This is a genomic window from Lysobacter sp. M15, from assembly GCF_022662515.1.
Lineage (GTDB): Bacteria > Pseudomonadota > Gammaproteobacteria > Xanthomonadales > Xanthomonadaceae > JAKPBU01.
The window spans coordinates 299411-315466 of the sequence record NZ_JAKPBV010000014.1 but is presented as its reverse complement, the minus strand read 5'-3'; the positions used below and the strand labels follow the sequence as shown (position 1 = coordinate 315466).

Genomic DNA, 16056 nt, shown 5'->3' with positions numbered 1-16056 from the left:
ATGCCCCTCTACCGCTACAAGGCGCTGAACTCACGCGGCGAGATGCTCGACGGCCAGATGGAGGCCGGCAGCGACGGCGAGGTGGTGCTACGCCTGCAGGAACAGGGCCATTTGCCGGTCGAAGCCAGGCTGGCGAGCGAGGGGGGCGGTGAGTCGGCATGGCGTGCGCTGTTCAAGCCCAAGCCGTTCGCGGGCCAGCGCCTGGTGCAATTCACCCAGCAGCTGGCGACCCTGCTCGGTGCAGGACAACCGCTGGATCGCGCGCTGACCATCCTGCTCGAGTTGCCGGAAGACGAGATCGCCCGTCGCACCATCACCGACATCCGCGACGCGGTGCGCGGCGGCGCAGCGTTGTCGACCGCGCTGGAGCGGCAGCACGGCACCTTCAGCAAGCTCTACATCAACATGGTGCGCGCCGGCGAGGCCGGGGGCAGCCTGCACGAGACCCTGGCGCGCCTGGCCGATTACCTCGAGCGCAGCCGCGCCATGCGCGGGCGGGTGATCAATGCGCTGATCTACCCGGTGATCCTGCTGGCGATGGTGGGCCTGTCGCTGCTGTTCCTGCTGGGTTTCGTGGTGCCGCAGTTCGCCGCCATGTACGACAGCTTGGACGCGGAACTGCCGCTGTTCTCGAAGATCGTGGTGAACCTGGGCCTGTTCGTGCGCGACTGGTGGATCCTGCTGGTGGTGCTGCCGGCGCTGGCGCTGTGGTGGTTCGACCGCAAGCGGCGCGATCCCGCCTTCCGCGCGCGCCTGGACGCATGGCTGCTGCGACAGAAGTTCGCCGGCCCGCTGGTGGCCAAGATCGAAACCGCGCGCCTGGCCCGCACCCTGGGCACCCTGCTGCGCAACGGGGTGCCGCTGCTGACCGCGCTGGGCATCGGCCGCAACGTGCTGGGCAACCGGGTGCTCGCCGACGCGGTCGAGGCGGCCGGGGACGAGGTCAAGAACGGTATCGGCCTGTCCACCGCCCTGGGCAGGAGCAAGGTGTTCCCGCGCCTGGCGCTGCAGATGATCCAGGTCGGCGAGGAATCCGGCGCGCTCGACAGCATGCTGCTCAAGACGGCGGACACCTTCGACACCGAAACCGGCTTGGCCCTGGACCGGATGCTGGCGGCGCTGGTGCCGGTGGTGACGCTGTTGCTGGCGATGATCGTCGGCGTCGTCATCCTGGCGGTGCTGACCCCGATCTACGATCTGACCAATGTCATCGGATGAGGAAGCCGGGTCGCCGATGCCTGAAGGAACTCATGTCGCCGCCATCGATCACAATAAGCAGCAGATGACCACAAAACCCAGAAGGATTTGTCCATGCGTCGCACCCGTTCCCTGAATCGAGAATCCAGGCCCGAGCCGCTGAAAAGCAACGACCGTCGCCGATTCACTCCTGTCGGCCGTGGCGCCGGCACAATTCGCGTCGCAGCGGGACGTTATTCGCAGGGCGGCTTCAGCCTGATCGAGATCATCCTGGTGGTGGTGCTGATCGGCGGCATCGTGGCCTTCGCCGCGACCCGCATCCTCGGCGGCGGCGATCGTGCCAAGGTTAACCTGGCCAGGGCCCAGGTGCAGACGCTGAGCGAGAAGGTGCAGCAGTTCGAAATGGATACCGGTGGGCTGCCCAACTCGCTCGAGGAACTGGTGTCCTCGTCCGGCGCCGGCTGGCTGGGACCGTATGCGAAGGAATCCGAACTCAAGGATCCCTGGGGCACCGCGCTGGAATACCGCATGCCCGGCGAAGGTCGCCCGTTCGATATCGTCAGCCTGGGCGCCGACCGCAGGGCCGGCGGCGAGAGCGTGGCGGCCGACATCCGTCTCGAATAAGGGCGGCCGCCACATGTACAGCGCAGCCTTCATCTGGGAACCGGGAACCTACGACGCCGAATTCCATCGGCTCAACGCGCTGATCGAGGAAGTCGCCCGTTCGCTGCCGGGATTCCTCGGCGTCGAGTCGTGGCAGGCGCCGGATGCGACCCGGCGTAATGCCACCTATTACTGGGATGATCTCGAGACCCTGAAAGCGTTCTCGACCCATCCCGTGCACCAGGAAGCCAAGCGCCAGTACGCGCGCTGGTACGCGGGCTACCACATCGTGGTGTCGCAGGTGATCCGCTCGTACGGCGATGCCGCATTCGCGCACATCACGCCGAACCAGCGTCGCGCGGCCTGAAGCCGCGTCCGGACGCCACGGGATGCGCCAGGTTTCCCGCTTCGCGCAGCGCGGCCCACGTGGGTTTTCGCTGCTGGAGATGCTGCTGGTGGTGGCGCTGATTGCCGCCGTCGGCGTGCTGACCGCGACCGCGCTGACCGGGGGCATGGACGGCATCCGCCTGCGCGCCGCCGCGAAGCAGGTGGCCGCGCAGCTGCGTTTCACCCGCGCGCAGGCGATCGCGACCGGTCGTCCGCAGCGTTTCATCATCGACCCGCGCGCACATGCCTGGACCGCGCCGAAACAGCGCAGCGGACGCATCCACGAAAGCCTGGGCATCGTCTTTACCGGTGCGCGCGAAACACAGCCGGCGCGGGGCGTCGGTGCGATCGTGTTCTTCGCCGACGGCGCCTCCACCGGCGGCCGTGTCCAGCTCAACGCGAAGCGCGCGGCCTGGAACGTGGACGTCAAATGGCTCACCGGCGAGGTGACCGTGCGCCGTGGCGAGGTGGGGCGGTGAGGGCGCAGCGCGGCTACACCCTGATCGAGGTGATCGTCGCCTTCGGCGTGCTTGCCCTCGGCCTGACCCTGCTGCTGGGGACCCTGTCCGGTGCGACCCGGCAGGTGCGCAATGCGGACGATGCCGGTCGTGCAGCCCTGCACGCCCAATCGCTGCTGGACCAGGTCGGCGTAGGCGAGGTGCTGCAGCCGGGCCGGCGCGACGGCGAGTTCGAGCAGGGCCGCTATCGCTGGGTGCTCGATGTGCAACCGTATCGCGATCCAACTGCACCAGCGGCCGCACCCGTCGAGCTCGCCGCGCCGCAGCTCATGCAGCTGGCACTGACGGTGCAATGGGGCGAGGGCGCCCGCGAGCGCCTGCAGGTGCAGTCGCTAAGGCTGGTGGCACCGGATGCCGCCGCGGGCGTGGCGCTGCCATGAGGGCTTGCCAGACCGCTTCCAGCAGGCAGGGCGGCTTCAGCCTGATCGAAGTGCTGCTGGCCACGGTGCTGTTGGCGGCAGGCCTCGCGCTGGCGTTTGCCAGCCTGCGTGCGGCGACCGGCACGACCCAGCGCGGCGAGAGCCTGGCCCAGCGCAGCGAACGCATGCGCGCGGTCGAGGGGTTCCTGCGCCGGCGCATCGCCGGCGCGCGCCCGATCCTGTTCGGCACCAACCTCGACAGCGGGCTGCAGGAGCGTTTCATCGGCGATGAGGCGCACATGCGCTTTGTCGCGGACACCCCCGACTATCTGGGTCGCGGCGGCCCGCACCTGCACGAATTGGCGGTCGAGGACCAGGGCGAAGGCGTGCGGTTGACCGTCGCGCTGACCATGGTCCAGGCCGGGACGCTGGTGCCCGAACGCCCGCCGCGACCCCCGGAGGCGTTGGTGGAAGACATGGACGAAATCCGCTTCCGCTATCGCGCCATGACTGCCGACAACCGGCTCGGTGAATGGCAGGACACCTGGGAAGACGTCGAACGCATGCCGCTGCAGGTGCAGGTGCTGCTGCGCGACCGCGACGGGCGCGATTGGCCGGCCCTAATCGTGAGCCTGCCGCTGGCGAGCAGTTACACCGCGATGGCGGGGATGGGGCAGTGAGCCGATTGTATCCGCAGGCAACGCGCGGTGCGAAGCGGGGCGGCATGCTCCCGGATCGCCGCGGCCGGCAGACGGGCGCCGCACTGTTGCTCGTGCTCTGGCTGATCGCGCTGCTGGCCGCGTTGATCGGGGGCTTCGCCATGTCGGCGCGCATCGAACATCTGCAGGGGCAGGTGCTCAGTCGCGGCGTGGTGGCCGAAGAGGCCGCCCGTGCGGGCGTCGAATACGCACTGGTGCGCGTCGTGGACGAAGATCCGCGACGCCGCTGGCAGCCGGATGGACGCAGTTACCGCTGGCGTTTCGGCGGGGCCCAAGTGCAGGTGCGGATCATCGACGAACAGGGCAAGATCGACCTCAACACCGCGCAACCGGCCTTGCTGGCCGGCCTGTTCCGGGTACTGGGTCTCGAACCGCCGGAGGCCGAGCGCCTGGCCGGCGCGATCGTGGACTGGCGCGACCCGGATACGTTGTCGCAGCCCGCCGGAGGCGGCGAGGATGCCGATTACGAAGCCGCTGGCCTGCCTTACGGTGCCAAGGACGCGCCGTTCGACACGCAGGCCGAGCTGCTCCAGGTCCTGGGCGTGAGTCCGCAGGTCTACGCGCGCGCGGCACCGCATCTGACCGTGTTCAGCGGCCGCGATTCGCCCGAACCCGCGTTTGCTTCTGCGGTGGTGCTGGCGGCGATGGGGCTGGATGGCGAGACCATCGTGCAGCAGCGCGAACGCTGGGATCCTGCCTCGGGGCAGCCGCCCCCGCTGCTCGGCGGCGGCGTCTCGCTCGTGGGGACAAATAGCGGCACGTATAGTATCTGGAGCCGTGCAAGGCTCCGCGATGGTCGCGAGTCGTTGCTGCGCGTGGTGGTGCGCTCCGGCGGCACAGGCCTGCCGGGCATGGCGTATCTGCCGCTGCAATGGGAGGAAGGCACATCGCTGCGATGACCACGCCCCAGGCAGGCGCGACTGCGCGACGCACGCTGCGCGACCGACTGCGCATGCGCGGCGCCGTGGCCGCTTCCGGCGGCTTGCGCGGATTCGTGGCCTGGTGGGGACGCGCGCTGATGGCGTGGCTGCCGCGTCGCTGGCGCCTGGCGTTGGGCATGGATCGCGGGCGGCTGCTGTTGCAGCCCGGCGGCGGTGGCGTGCAGCTGCGTTTGGAGGATGGAGAAGGCCTTCGCGATCTTGCCCGTCTGCCGGATCTCGAGCCGGAGGTCTCGGCCACCGACACGCTGTTGCGGTTGCTCGCCCCGGCAAGCCAGGACCTGCCGCGCTGGCTGCTGCTGCCCGCGTCGGTCGCGCTGCGCCGGCGCATGCTGCTGCCCGCCGCGGCGAGCGAGCGCCTGCGCGACGTGGTCGGGTTCGAGATCGAGCGGCAGACGCCCTTTGCTGCGGATGCCGTCGCATTCGACGCACGCCTGGTCGCGCGCCGCGATGGCGATGCGCAGATCGACGCCGAGCTGATCGCCGTGCCGCGCACCGCTTTGCAGGCGGCCGAAGCCGCGCTGGGCGATCTGGCCGGCAACCTCGCCGGAATCGACGTGCTCGGCGCCGACGGCGCGACCCTGGGGATCAACCTGCTGGATCCCGCCCAGCGCCGGCAGCAGGCCGACCCGCTGCGGCCCTGGAACCTGGTCCTGGCGACGGTGGTCGTGGTCGCCACCGCGGCGATGCTGTGGCAGACCCTGTACAACCGGCGCGCTGCTGCGGACGCGTTCGAGCAGGTCGCCAGCGAACGTGCCGGCGCGGCGCGCGGCGTCGCCCTGGAACGTCAGCAGTTGCTGGACATCGTCGACGGCCAGGCCTTCCTCGATCGCACCCGGGCCGGGCGTCCGACCGCGGTCGAGGTGCTCGAAGACCTGAGCAAGCGCCTGCCCGACAGCACCTACCTCGAAAAACTCGCGATCGAAGGCGGGCGCATCACCCTGATCGGGCGCAGCAACGAAGCCTCGGCCCTGCTGGGCCGGCTCGAAGGCTCCAGGCTATGGCGCGCCCCTGCACTTGCGGGCGCACTGCAACCCGACCCCCGCACGGGGCGCGACATCTTCACCCTGACCGCCGACCTGGCGACCGCGCCGCAGGAGCCCCGACGTGCATCCGGTCAGTAATCGCGACCGTTGGCTGGCGCTCGGCCTGCTCGGCGGCGCGCTTGCCCTGGCCTACCTGGTGCTGGTGCATCCCTGGTGGACGGTGCCCATGCTGGCCGAAGGCCAGCGCATCGCCGCGCTCCAGCAGCGCGAGTTGCGCGCGCGCATGCAGCTGGGACAGGCCCTGCAGGTGCGCCAGGCGCTGGCGCGAGCCCGCGCCCAGCAAGCGCGTACCCCCGGCTTCCTGCCCGAGAGCAGCGCCGAACTGGCGACCGCCGGCCTGATCAAGCGCCTGGAAACCGTGGTCGGCCAGGCGAGCCCCGGCAACCGCGCCTGCGCGATCACCAACCGCTCGCCACTGAGCGAACCCAGTGCCGATCGCTATGCCCGCGTCGCCGTGCAGGTGCGCCTGCGTTGTGGCGTACCGGAAACCGGCGCGGTGCTGCACGCGCTGGAAAGCGGCACTCCGCGCCTGTTCGTGGACAACCTCAACATCCTCGCCCAGCGTTACTTCGCCATGGCCGACCAGGTATCGCAGAGCGGAGGGCTCGACGTCAGCTTCGACCTCTACGGCTACCTGCGTCCGCGCCCGGGCCAGCCGACGTCTCCGTCACGGTCAGGGGGCGACGGTGCGCGCTGAGGACATCGCACCGCGTACCTGGCTGCTTGGCGCATTGGCGGCCTGGGCGCTGTTGGCCTGGATCCTGTCTCTCGCCGGCCTGGGCGGACGGGTCGCGCCGCTGGCCGAGGATCCTTCGCTGGTGCAGCGGCTGCCGCAGCTGCAACCGTCTGCGCCCGAGCGCCTGGGGCCGTACACGCAGTACGGAGAACTCGCGTCGCGGCCGCTGTTCTCCGAAGACCGGCGTCCCAAGCCATTCTCGCTGCGCGGCGAAGGCGAGGGCGAACAGACCAATGCGTTCGACTACGTATTGACCAGCGTGCTGCTGACTCCCGGCCTGAAGCTGGCCATCCTGCAGCCCGCGGGCGATGCCCAGGGCGGGGCGCCGATCCGGGTCAAGCTGGGCGAATCGGCGGAGCAGGCCGCCGCCTGGCGCCTAGTCTCGCTCGAGCCGCGACAGGCGGTGTTCGAGGGACCGGACGGCCAGCGCACCATCGAACTGCGCGCCTACGACGGCACCGGCGGCGAACCGGCCACGCCCGCCAGCCAGCCGGTCGCCCGCAGCGGCGCCCCTGCGATCCGTCCGGTCGTGCGCAGCAATGCCGATGCCGCGAGCGCCGATGCAGCCGCGAATGCCGCGGCGGCGGCGGCCGCCGTCGCGCCACCTGCGTCCGCCAAGCCGCCCGAGGCGGTGACCGACGCCACCTCGAGTGCGGCCGAACCTGCCGTCGCCACCCCCGATGCCCAGATCGAGGCGATCCGCAAACGCATCCAGGCCCGGCGCGAACAGCTCCGGCGCGAGGCGCAACAGCCGCCGCCGCCGCCCAACACCGACTAGAGTGGCAACGATGAGCCTTTCCCAGATCCGTCCGATGCTCGTGGCGCTGCTCGCCACCCTGCTGGCCGCGTGCGCCAGCAATCCCGCGCCGACCATGCGTCGGGATGCCGCCCTCGGGGTCGCGCCGCCTCCGGGTACATCGTCCGCAGACGAGGACGCGGTGAGCCGGCAGCCGCTGGAGTCTCCGGACGTCGACCCGCGCCCGGTCATCCGCCGCGGCACCGGGCAGACCATCAATCGCGAGGCGGCCAGCGCGCCGCCGCCCAACCTGGGCGGGAGCACCGGGCAGGCCACGTTCAACTTCGAGGGCGAATCGCTGCATGCGGTGGTCAAGGCGATCCTGGGCGACATGCTCGGCCAGAACTACCTGATCGCGCCGGGCGTGCAGGGCACCGTCACCTATGGCACGCCCAAGCCGGTGAGCGCGGCCGAGGCGATGAGCGTGCTGGAGATGATCCTGGGCTGGAATAACGCGCGCATGGTCTATAGCGACGGGCGCTACAGCATCGTTCCGGCCGACGCACCGCTGGCCGGCAGCGTCGCGCCGCGGATCGGTCCGGCGTCGAACGCGCGCGGCTTCGAATCGCGCGTGGTGCCGCTGCGCTACATCTCGGCGGCCGAGATGAAGAAGGTGCTCGAGCCCTACGCGCGGCCGAACGCGATCGTCAACGCCGATCCGGGCCGCAACGTGATCACCCTGGCCGGCACCCGGGCCGAGCTGGAGAATTACCTGCGCACGATCGCGATCTTCGACGTCGACTGGATGAGCAGCATGTCCGTCGGCGTGTTTCCGCTGCAGTCGGGCAAGGCCAGCAAGGTCGTGGCGGACCTGGAGAAGGTGTTCGGCGAACAGGGCAAGTCGCCCGTCGCCGGCATGTTCCGCTTCATGCCGCTGGAAGGCGCCAACGCCGTGCTGGTGATCACGCCGCAGCCGGATTACCTCGACGACATCCAGCAATGGCTGGAGCGCATCGACGGCGCCGGCGACGCAGTGCGCCTGTATTCGTATGAACTCAAGTACATCACCGCCAAGGATCTGGCGGAACGCCTGGCCGAGGTCTACGGAGCGGCCCGCCGCGGAGGGGATTCCGGCGATGGCAACGTCTCGCTGATGCCGGGACTGGAATCCACGTCCATCGAAGACGGTGGCATCGACGGCAAGAACGGCAGCAGCGCGACCATCGGCGACACCGGCAACGACGGCTACAGCGGTGATACTGGCTCCGGGCCGGGCGGCACCGGTGGCCAATCGATGACACTGGGCCGTCGCGAAGGCGGGGACACTGCGGTCAGCTTCGAGGTGGACGGCAGCCAGGTCGGCGTGTCGGCCGTGGACGAAACCAATTCCATCCTGGTGCGCAGCAGCCCCCAGGCCTGGCGCTCGATCAAGGAAGTGATCGAGAAGCTCGACGTAATGCCGATGCAGGTCCATATCGAGGCCCAGGTGGCCGAGGTCACGCTGACCGGCGACCTGAGCTACGGCGTGAACTGGTTCTTCGAACGCGCTGTGACCGACGCCGGCCTGCCCAGCGCGGTGGGACGTACGACGTGGAGCGGACTGGCGGGCAACGTATCGGGCACGCCTCTTGGCGGCACCGCCGCTGGCATGGCATGGACGTTCCTGGGCCGCAACGCCGCAGCCATCATCAGTGCGCTCGATGAGGTCTCGGACGTGCGCATGTTGCAGTCGCCGTCGCTGATGGTGCGCAACAACGAGGAGGCCACGCTCAACGATGGCACGCGGATCCCGATCGCTTCGGTCACGGTCAACCCGATCGTCGGCGACAACACCTACAGCCAGGTGCAGTACCTGGACACGGGCACGATCCTCAAGATCAGGCCACGCCTGACCAAGGATGGCACGGTGTTTCTGGACATCGTGTCGGAAGTGAGCGCGCCGCAGGGCGAACCGGACCAGAACGGCAACGTCCGGATTTCCAGCCGCAAGGTCAAGACGAATGCGATCCTGCAGAGCGGGGATACCACGCTCATCGCCGGACTCATCCAGGATGGGACGGTACGCGGATCGACCGGATTCCCCGGCCTGAGCCGGATACCGGTCCTCGGCGGCCTGTTCGGCCGTCAGTCCAGCAACAAGTCGCGCACCGAGGTAATCGTCCTGATCACCCCGACCATCGTGCGCGATCCGCGCGAAGCCCGCGACCTGACCGACGAATACACCCGCCGCTTCCGCGCCATGGAGCCATTGCGCAGCACGCCTTCGGGGAACTGAGTGCAGGTGGTGGGCCACGCGCTCCCGATCGTGCTGTTGCCGGTCGGCGTCGACGACGACGCGCTCGACGCCTGCCTGGCGGCGCTCGACGCCAGCACGCCGGCCGCCGCGCGCGTGTGGCTTGCGGACGATGCGCAGGCCGGGCCGCGCGCACTGGCGATCATCGAACGCTGGCTGCAGTGCACGCCGCTGCGTGCGGACTACACGCGACGACAACGCGCGCTCGGCGAGGTCGCGCATCTCGACCAGATGCTGCAGGCCTGCGGCGACAGTGACGTGATCGTGCTCGCGCCGGACGCCATGCCCACTCCTGGCTGGGCCGTGCAGCTGCAGGCCTGCCTCGCGCGTGATCCTTCGATCGCCACCGCGACGGCCTGGTGCAGTGCCGGCGAGACCGCGGCCTGGCCCCGGGTCGGAGAGATCAATCCGATCCCGGACGACCCGGCGCGCCTGGCCCAGGCCTGCGTCATGATGCCGCCCCTGCATCCCGAACTGCCCGCCGCGGTGGATCACGCCTTCGCCCTGCGCGGCAGCGCCCGCCAGCGCGCCGGCGGCCTGGACGCGGCCAGCTACAGCTCGAGCTACGCGGCGCTGATCGATCTCTCGCTGCGGCTGTCTGGACTGGGCTGGCGCAACGTCCTGTGCGAAACCGCGTTCGTCGCCCGCGGCGGCGAGGGTGGTCCGGCCGAGGGCGATATGGAAGCGCTGGCTGCACGCTGGCCTGAGTGGCACGCGCGGCTGGCGCACTTCCTGATGGACGATCCGCTGCACGCCAGGCGCGAACAACTTGCGGCATGTTTGCTGCAGGTCGGCGCGCCGCAGCAGCAGGCGGAGCTGTTCAATTGAACGCGCCGGACGGCATCGCCGCGGTCGTGGTGACCTACCAGAGCAACGAAACCATCGACAGCTGCCTGCGCCGGCTGCGCGATGCCGACGGCGTGGTGCAGATCCGCGTGGTCGACAACGGATCGGCCGACGAAACGCTCGCGATCGTGCAGCGCCATGCGGCCGCCGACCCACGCCTGCACTTCATCGCCAATCCCGACAATCCGGGGTTCGGCGTGGCCTGCAACCAGGGTGCGGCGGATTGCGATGCGCCCTGGCTGGCGTTCGTGAATCCGGACTGCTTCGTCGCCGAGGACAGCCTGGAGCGACTGCAGGCGCACGCCGTCGCGATTGGCGGCGAGGCGTTGCTGGGCGCGGACCTGGTGGACGAGACCGGCGAACGCGACGCCGCCGCGCGTCGCCACGATCCGGACTTCGGGCATATGCTGCGCGCGGTTTCGACATCGCAGCTGGACGCGCCCTACGACCGCACCCGGACGCTGCAGCGCGTCGATGCCACTTCGGGCGCGCTGATGTTCATGTCGCGTGCGCTGTTCACCCGGATCGGCGGCTTCGACGAATGCTACCGCCTGCATGCCGAGGACCTCGACCTGTGCCGGCGCGCGCGCGACGCCGGTGCGGTGGTGGCGGTGGCCAACGATGTGCGCGTCGTGCATCTGCGCGGCGTATCCAGCCGCAGCAGGCCCTGGTTCGTGGAATGGCACAAGCACCGCGGCCTGATGCGCTACTTCGATCGTTACGAGGCACCGCGCCGCGGCCCGCTCACACGCTGGGCCGTGCGGGCGCTGATCTGGTTGCGGTTTCCGTTCGCGGTGTTACGCGCGCACCTGCGCGCCTAGCGGGAGCCCGCGGCGACGGGAAAAGTGGGCCACTTCCCACCAGGCCGTCCGCATCAGAAACGGCGCAAGCGCGCGCCACAGCGCTGCTTCCCGCGCTCTATCACTTGCGGTAATGGTTGATCTCGTCGCGCAGCGCGCGCGCGGCTTCGGCCGCCGCTTCGGCGTAATCGGCACCTGAAGAGGCGTACAGGATCCCGCGCGATGAGTTGATCATGAGCCCCATGCCGTCCGCAGTCCGGCCGTTGCGCACCGTGGCCTCGACATCGCCGCCCTGCGCGCCGATCCCGGGGATCAGCAGCGGCATGTCGCCGACGATGCCGCGGATCGTCTTCAGCTCCTCAGGAAAAGTGGCACCGACCACCAGCGCGCAGTTGCCGTCGGCATTCCACTCGCCGGCGATGGTGCGGGCGATGCGCTGGTAAAGCGGTTCGCCGTCCACCAGCAGTTCCTGAAAATCGCGCGCACCGGGATTGGAGGTGTGGCACAGGAACACGCAGCCGCGGTCGTTGCGGGCCAGGAACGGCTGCGCAGAATCGCGACCCATGTAGGGGTTCAGGGTCACGGCGTCCGCGCCATAACGGTCGAAAGCTTCCACTGCGTACTGCTCGGCCGTACTGCCGATGTCGCCGCGCTTGGCGTCCAGGATCACTGGAATGTCCGCATGGACGGCGTTGATATGGGCGATGAGCCGTTGCAGCGCCAGCTCGCCATCGTTGTGCGCGGCGAAATAGGCGATCTGGGGTTTGAATGCGCAGGCGTACCCGGCGGTCGCATCGACGATGTCGCGGCAGAACCCGAACAGCGCCTCGCCGTTATCCATATGCTCGTCGCTGGCGAAGGCGTCCGGAAACCTGGCCGGATCCGGGTCCAGACCCACGCACAGCAGCGAGTCGGCGGTCTTCCAGCGTGCGCGCAATCGTTCGACGAAGCCCATGCCATCCTCCTATGCCTGTATACGAAGACGCCCACGTTGCCGTGGGCGTCCCGCTGTCACTTCAACGCCTTGAACCGCAACCGGTGCGGCTGTGCCCCGGCCTCGCCCAGGCGCCGCTTCTTGTCTTCCTCGTACTCGCGGTAGTTGCCCTGGAAGAACTCCACGTGCGAGTCGCCCTCGAAGGCGAGGATGTGCGTGGCGATGCGGTCCAGGAACCAGCGGTCGTGCGAGATGACGAAGGTGTTGCCGGGGAACTCCAGCAGCGCATCTTCCAGCGCGCGCAGGGTCTCGATGTCCAGGTCGTTGGACGGCTCGTCGAGTAGCAGTACGTTGCCGCCCTGCAGCAGGGTCTTGGCCATGTGCAGGCGGCCGCGTTCGCCGCCCGAGAGCGTTCCGACCAGTTTCTGCTGGTCCTGGCCCTTGAAGTTGAAACGGCCGATGTAGGCGCGCGACTGGATCTCCACGCCATTGATGTTGAGGATGTCCAGTCCGCCGGAGACTTCCTGGAACACGTTGTGGTTGCCGGTCAGCGCGTCGCGGCTCTGGTCGACGTAGGCCAGCTTGACCGTCGGCCCGATTTCGATGCTGCCGCTGTCGGGTTTTTCCTGGCCGGTGATCATGCGAAACAGCGTGGATTTGCCGGCGCCGTTGGGACCGATGATGCCGACGATCGCGCCAGGGGGCACGCTGAAGCTCAGGTCGTCGATCAGCAGCCGGTCGCCGAAGCGTTTGGACACATTCTTGAATTCGATGACCTTCTGGCCCAGGCGCTCGCCCGGCGGAATGAAGATCTCGTTGGTCTCGTTGCGGCGCTGGTAGTCGACCGACTGCAGCTCCTCGATCCGGGCCAGGCGCGCCTTGCCCTTGGAACGGCCGCCCTTGGCATTCTGCCGGGCCCACTCCAGCTCCTTCTGGATCGCCTTCTGGCGCGCCTTTTCCTGGCTGTCTTCCTGCTTGAGGCGCGCGTCCTTCTGCACCAGCCACTCGGTGTAGTTGCCCTTCCACGGAATGCCGCGACCGCGGTCCAGCTCCAGGATCCACTCGGCGGCGTTATCGAGGAAGTAGCGATCGTGGGTCACCGCGACCACGGTGCCGGTGTAACGGGCGAGGAACTGCTCCAGCCATTCCACCGATTCGGCATCCAGGTGGTTGGTGGGCTCGTCCAGCAGCAGCATGTCCGGCTTCTGCAGCAGCAGCCGGCACAGCGCCACGCGGCGCTTCTCTCCGCCCGAGAGCTTGCCGATCACGGCATCCCATGGCGGCAGGCGCAGCGCATCGGCCGCGACTTCCAGCTGGTTTTCCAGCGTATGCGCATCGCCCGCGGCCAGGATCGCCTCCAGCCGCTGCTGCTCGGCGGCGAGCTTGTCGAAATCGGCATCGGGTTCGCCGTAAGCGGCGTAGACCTTGTCCAGCTCGGCCTGGGCGCTGAGGATCTCGCCCACGCCTTCCTCCACCGCTTCGCGCACGGTCTTGTTCGGGTCAAGCTCGGGTTCCTGCGCCAGGTAGCCGACCTTGATGCCCGGCTGCGGGCGCGCCTCGCCGCTGAAGTCATGGTCGACGCCGGCCATGATCTTCAGCACCGTGGACTTTCCCGCGCCGTTCAGGCCGAGCAGGCCGATCTTGGCCCCGGGGAAGAACGACAGCGAGATGTCCTTGATGATCTGGCGCTTGGGCGGAACCGTTTTGGACACGCCGTTCATGGTGTAGATGTACTGCATCGGGGCTCCGGGCACGCCGCGGCTCCGGAGCGGGCCGGGCGTCGTGATGTCACAGGGATGCGGGAATTATAGCGGTGCGGCCCGGCCTGCTGCGCGCTGAATGCCGCCGCCAACGATGTGGCGGATGCGGGATGCATTCAGCCCAGGCGCCGGATAGTTCGGGCCATGCAAGCGCGAGGCGCGGGCACTCACCGGAGGACGCCATGAAGCAGGTTCTGAAACTCGCCCCCCTGATGCTGGCGCTGGCCGCCGTTGCCATTCCGGCGGCCGCCAAGGACAAGTGGCGGGGCCACGACAAGCACGACCGTTACGGCTATTACGACGGCCGTTATGACCGGCGTGACGACCGCGACGACGACCGGCGCTGGGATCGGGACGATCGTCGCGCTTATTACGCAGGCTATCGGGATGGGCGGCGCGACGATCGGCGCTGGGATGACCGTCGCTGGGATGATCGCGACCGTCGCTACCATCCGGTCAGCGGTCATTGGGACAACGGCCGCCGCGGGCCGCCGCCGTGGGCGCGTGGTCGCGATTACCGAAGCTACGGCTATCGCCAGGTGTACTACGTGCCGGTGAACGACTACGGCCGCTATCGCCTGTACCGGCCGGACTATGGTTATCGCTGGGTCCGCGACGACCGCAACAACTTCCTGCTGGTCGCCGCGACCAGCGGCATCATCAGCCAGATCCTGTCGCCGGGCTATTAAATTCCAACCGGAAGTTCCTGGAAGGCGCGCCTGAGGTGCGCCTTCTTTCTTTCGGCCGCGCCGGGGCGGAATTGAGTCGGTGGAAGTCCGGCTACAGGCTTCTGGGGCAGGGGTTCCTGACCTTGCCTGTGTCCAGCGCCGTTGCTGCGGCGCGGTGGATCGTGGATCGCGGCGTGGCGAGCTAGAATCCACGTCTCCCCAAGCTTCCCGGAGCACCGATGTTCCCCCGCGACGCCCGCATCGAAGGTTACGACCCCGAACTGGCCGCGGCGATCGCGTCCGAAAACGACCGCCAGGAACATCACGTCGAACTGATCGCCTCGGAAAACTACTGCAGCCCGCGGGTCATGGAGGCGCAGGGTAGCCAGCTCACCAACAAGTACGCCGAGGGCTATCCGGGCAAGCGGTATTACGGCGGCTGCGAGTTCGTTGATGTGGCCGAGCGACTGGCCATCGACCGGGCCAAGCAGTTGTTCGGGGCCGACTACGCGAACGTGCAGCCGCATTCGGGGTCGCAGGCCAATCAGGCGGTGTACCTGGCCCTGCTCAGTCCAGGCGACCGGATCCTGGGCATGTCGCTCGCCCACGGCGGCCACCTCACCCACGGCGCCAAGGTCAACATCAGCGGCAAGCTGTTCGACGCTGTGCAGTATGGCGTGAACGACGAGGGCCTGATCGATTACGACGAGGTCGAACGCCTCGCGCTGGAACACCGGCCGAAGATGGTGGTGGCCGGCTTCAGTGCCTATTCGCAGGTGGTGGACTGGGCCCGCTTCCGTGCGATCGCCGACAAGGTGGGTGCGTACCTGTTCGTGGACATGGCCCACGTCGCCGGGCTGATCGCCGCCGATGTATACCCCAATCCGGTGCCGCACGCGCACGTTGTGAGCTCTACCACGCACAAAACCCTGCGCGGGCCGCGCGGCGGCATCATCGTGGCCAGCCGCGCCGGCATGGGCGAGGGCGCCGAGGAGATCGAGAAGAAGCTGCAGTCGATCGTGTTCCCGGGGATCCAGGGCGGCCCACTGATGCATGTGATCGCGGCCAAGGCGGTCGCGTTCAAGGAAGCGCTGGAGCCCGAGTTCAAAGCCTACCAGCAGCAGGTAGTGAAGAACGCGCAGGCGATGGCGAAGACCATCAGCGCGCGCGGCTACAAGATTGTCTCCGGCGGCACCGAGAACCACCTGATGCTGGTCGACATGATCGGCAAGGACATCACCGGCAAGGCTGCCGAGGAAGCACTCGGCAGGGCGCACATCACGGTCAACAAGAACGCAGTGCCCAACGATCCGCAGAAGCCCTTCGTCACCTCCGGGCTGCGCATCGGTACGCCCGCAGTCACCACGCGCGGTTACCAGGAAGCAGACTGCGTGGCGCTGGCCGAGTGGATCTGCGACGTGCTGGATAATCCGAAGGACGAAAAGGTGATCGCTGGCGTGCGCGAGAATGTCACCGGGCAGTGCAAGCAGTTTCCGGTTTACGGCTGAGGGCGTCC

General features: G+C 68.5%; 17 protein-coding genes. 15 read left to right on the top strand and 2 right to left on the bottom strand.

Annotated features, from left to right (window positions below):
* The 13 genes from MC380_RS15575 (at position 1) to MC380_RS15515 (ending at position 11199) form a co-directional block, all read left to right on the top strand.
* Positions 1–1218, top strand: coding sequence for a type II secretion system F family protein (locus MC380_RS15575; protein WP_242102740.1), 1218 nt, complete (start codon positions 1–3; stop codon positions 1216–1218).
* Between the two features lie 93 nt (positions 1219–1311).
* Complete coding sequence (locus MC380_RS15570; RefSeq protein WP_343223591.1) at positions 1312–1821, top strand: type II secretion system protein GspG; 510 nt, start codon at positions 1312–1314, stop codon at positions 1819–1821.
* A 13-nt stretch (positions 1822–1834) separates the two neighbouring features.
* On the top strand, positions 1835–2167 hold the full coding sequence (locus MC380_RS15565) for an antibiotic biosynthesis monooxygenase (protein ID WP_242102741.1): 333 nt from the start codon (positions 1835–1837) through the stop codon (positions 2165–2167).
* 22 nt (positions 2168–2189) lie between these two features.
* Entirely contained in the window at positions 2190–2666 is a 477-nt protein-coding gene (locus MC380_RS15560; protein WP_242102742.1) for a GspH/FimT family pseudopilin, read from the top strand.
* The gene (locus MC380_RS15555; protein ID WP_242102743.1) at positions 2663–3085 is read left to right on the top strand and encodes a prepilin-type N-terminal cleavage/methylation domain-containing protein; all 423 of its coding nucleotides are present in this window, start codon (positions 2663–2665) and stop codon (positions 3083–3085) included. The genes MC380_RS15560 and MC380_RS15555 overlap by 4 nt, the downstream gene beginning before the upstream one ends.
* Positions 3082–3744: a prepilin-type N-terminal cleavage/methylation domain-containing protein gene (locus tag MC380_RS15550; RefSeq protein ID WP_242102744.1), complete on the top strand. Its 663-nt coding sequence runs from the start codon at positions 3082–3084 to the stop codon at positions 3742–3744. Before MC380_RS15555 ends, MC380_RS15550 begins: the two co-directional genes overlap by 4 nt.
* A gap of 44 nt (positions 3745–3788) precedes the next feature.
* The gene (locus tag MC380_RS15545) at positions 3789–4682 is read left to right on the top strand and encodes a general secretion pathway protein GspK (RefSeq protein ID WP_242102745.1); all 894 of its coding nucleotides are present in this window, start codon (positions 3789–3791) and stop codon (positions 4680–4682) included.
* Entirely contained in the window at positions 4679–5845 is a 1167-nt protein-coding gene (locus MC380_RS15540; protein WP_242102746.1) for a PilN domain-containing protein, read from the top strand. Before MC380_RS15545 ends, MC380_RS15540 begins: the two co-directional genes overlap by 4 nt.
* Positions 5829–6464, top strand: a complete 636-nt coding sequence (gspM, locus tag MC380_RS15535; RefSeq protein WP_242102747.1) for a type II secretion system protein GspM — start codon at positions 5829–5831, stop codon at positions 6462–6464. The genes MC380_RS15540 and gspM overlap by 17 nt, the downstream gene beginning before the upstream one ends.
* Positions 6454–7281, top strand: a complete 828-nt coding sequence (locus MC380_RS15530) for a general secretion pathway protein GspN (RefSeq protein WP_242102748.1) — start codon at positions 6454–6456, stop codon at positions 7279–7281. The genes gspM and MC380_RS15530 overlap by 11 nt, the downstream gene beginning before the upstream one ends.
* 10 nt (positions 7282–7291) lie before the next feature.
* On the top strand, positions 7292–9514 hold the full coding sequence (gspD, locus tag MC380_RS15525; protein WP_242102749.1) for a type II secretion system secretin GspD: 2223 nt from the start codon (positions 7292–7294) through the stop codon (positions 9512–9514).
* A 9-nt stretch (positions 9515–9523) separates the two neighbouring features.
* The gene (locus tag MC380_RS15520; protein WP_242165800.1) at positions 9524–10360 is read left to right on the top strand and encodes a glycosyltransferase; all 837 of its coding nucleotides are present in this window, start codon (positions 9524–9526) and stop codon (positions 10358–10360) included.
* A complete protein-coding gene (locus MC380_RS15515; protein ID WP_242102751.1) occupies positions 10357–11199 on the top strand; it encodes a glycosyltransferase family 2 protein in 843 nt (280 codons plus the stop codon). The genes MC380_RS15520 and MC380_RS15515 overlap by 4 nt, the downstream gene beginning before the upstream one ends.
* Positions 11200–11299: 100 nt before the next feature.
* Here MC380_RS15515 and pyrF read toward each other — a convergent pair whose 3' ends face one another.
* Entirely contained in the window at positions 11300–12133 is an 834-nt protein-coding gene (gene pyrF / locus MC380_RS15510) for an orotidine-5'-phosphate decarboxylase (RefSeq protein ID WP_242102752.1), read from the bottom strand.
* Between the two features lie 56 nt (positions 12134–12189).
* The gene (ettA, locus tag MC380_RS15505) at positions 12190–13851 is read right to left on the bottom strand and encodes an energy-dependent translational throttle protein EttA (RefSeq protein ID WP_242165944.1); all 1662 of its coding nucleotides are present in this window, start codon (positions 13849–13851) and stop codon (positions 12190–12192) included.
* A gap of 203 nt (positions 13852–14054) precedes the next feature.
* On the opposite strand from ettA, the gene MC380_RS15500 reads away from it, so the two are divergent.
* Positions 14055–14561: an RcnB family protein gene (locus MC380_RS15500; RefSeq protein ID WP_242165798.1), complete on the top strand. Its 507-nt coding sequence runs from the start codon at positions 14055–14057 to the stop codon at positions 14559–14561.
* Positions 14562–14779: 218 nt separating this feature from the next.
* Positions 14780–16048, top strand: a complete 1269-nt coding sequence (glyA, locus tag MC380_RS15495) for a serine hydroxymethyltransferase (RefSeq protein WP_242165796.1) — start codon at positions 14780–14782, stop codon at positions 16046–16048.
* Positions 16049–16056 lie beyond the last annotated feature (8 nt).

What these genes read in the sequence shown, in the direction of transcription:
- MC380_RS15550 (WP_242102744.1), top strand. Translation starts at nt 3,082, where the DNA reads ATGAGGGCTTGCCAGACCGCTTCCAGCAGGCAGGGCGGCTTCAGCCTG.
- MC380_RS15540 (WP_242102746.1), top strand. Translation starts at nt 4,679, where the DNA reads ATGACCACGCCCCAGGCAGGCGCGACTGCGCGACGCACGCTGCGCGAC.
- MC380_RS15570 (WP_343223591.1), top strand. Translation starts at nt 1,312, where the DNA reads ATGCGTCGCACCCGTTCCCTGAATCGAGAATCCAGGCCCGAGCCGCTG.
- MC380_RS15500 (WP_242165798.1), top strand. Translation starts at nt 14,055, where the DNA reads ATGAAGCAGGTTCTGAAACTCGCCCCCCTGATGCTGGCGCTGGCCGCC.
- MC380_RS15565 (WP_242102741.1), top strand. Translation starts at nt 1,835, where the DNA reads ATGTACAGCGCAGCCTTCATCTGGGAACCGGGAACCTACGACGCCGAA.
- ettA (WP_242165944.1), bottom strand. Translation starts at nt 13,851, where the DNA reads ATGCAGTACATCTACACCATGAACGGCGTGTCCAAAACGGTTCCGCCC.
- pyrF (WP_242102752.1), bottom strand. Translation starts at nt 12,133, where the DNA reads ATGGGCTTCGTCGAACGATTGCGCGCACGCTGGAAGACCGCCGACTCG.
- MC380_RS15560 (WP_242102742.1), top strand. Translation starts at nt 2,190, where the DNA reads ATGCGCCAGGTTTCCCGCTTCGCGCAGCGCGGCCCACGTGGGTTTTCG.
- MC380_RS15575 (WP_242102740.1), top strand. Translation starts at nt 1, where the DNA reads ATGCCCCTCTACCGCTACAAGGCGCTGAACTCACGCGGCGAGATGCTC.
- glyA (WP_242165796.1), top strand. Translation starts at nt 14,780, where the DNA reads ATGTTCCCCCGCGACGCCCGCATCGAAGGTTACGACCCCGAACTGGCC.
- gspD (WP_242102749.1), top strand. Translation starts at nt 7,292, where the DNA reads ATGAGCCTTTCCCAGATCCGTCCGATGCTCGTGGCGCTGCTCGCCACC.
- MC380_RS15545 (WP_242102745.1), top strand. Translation starts at nt 3,789, where the DNA reads ATGCTCCCGGATCGCCGCGGCCGGCAGACGGGCGCCGCACTGTTGCTC.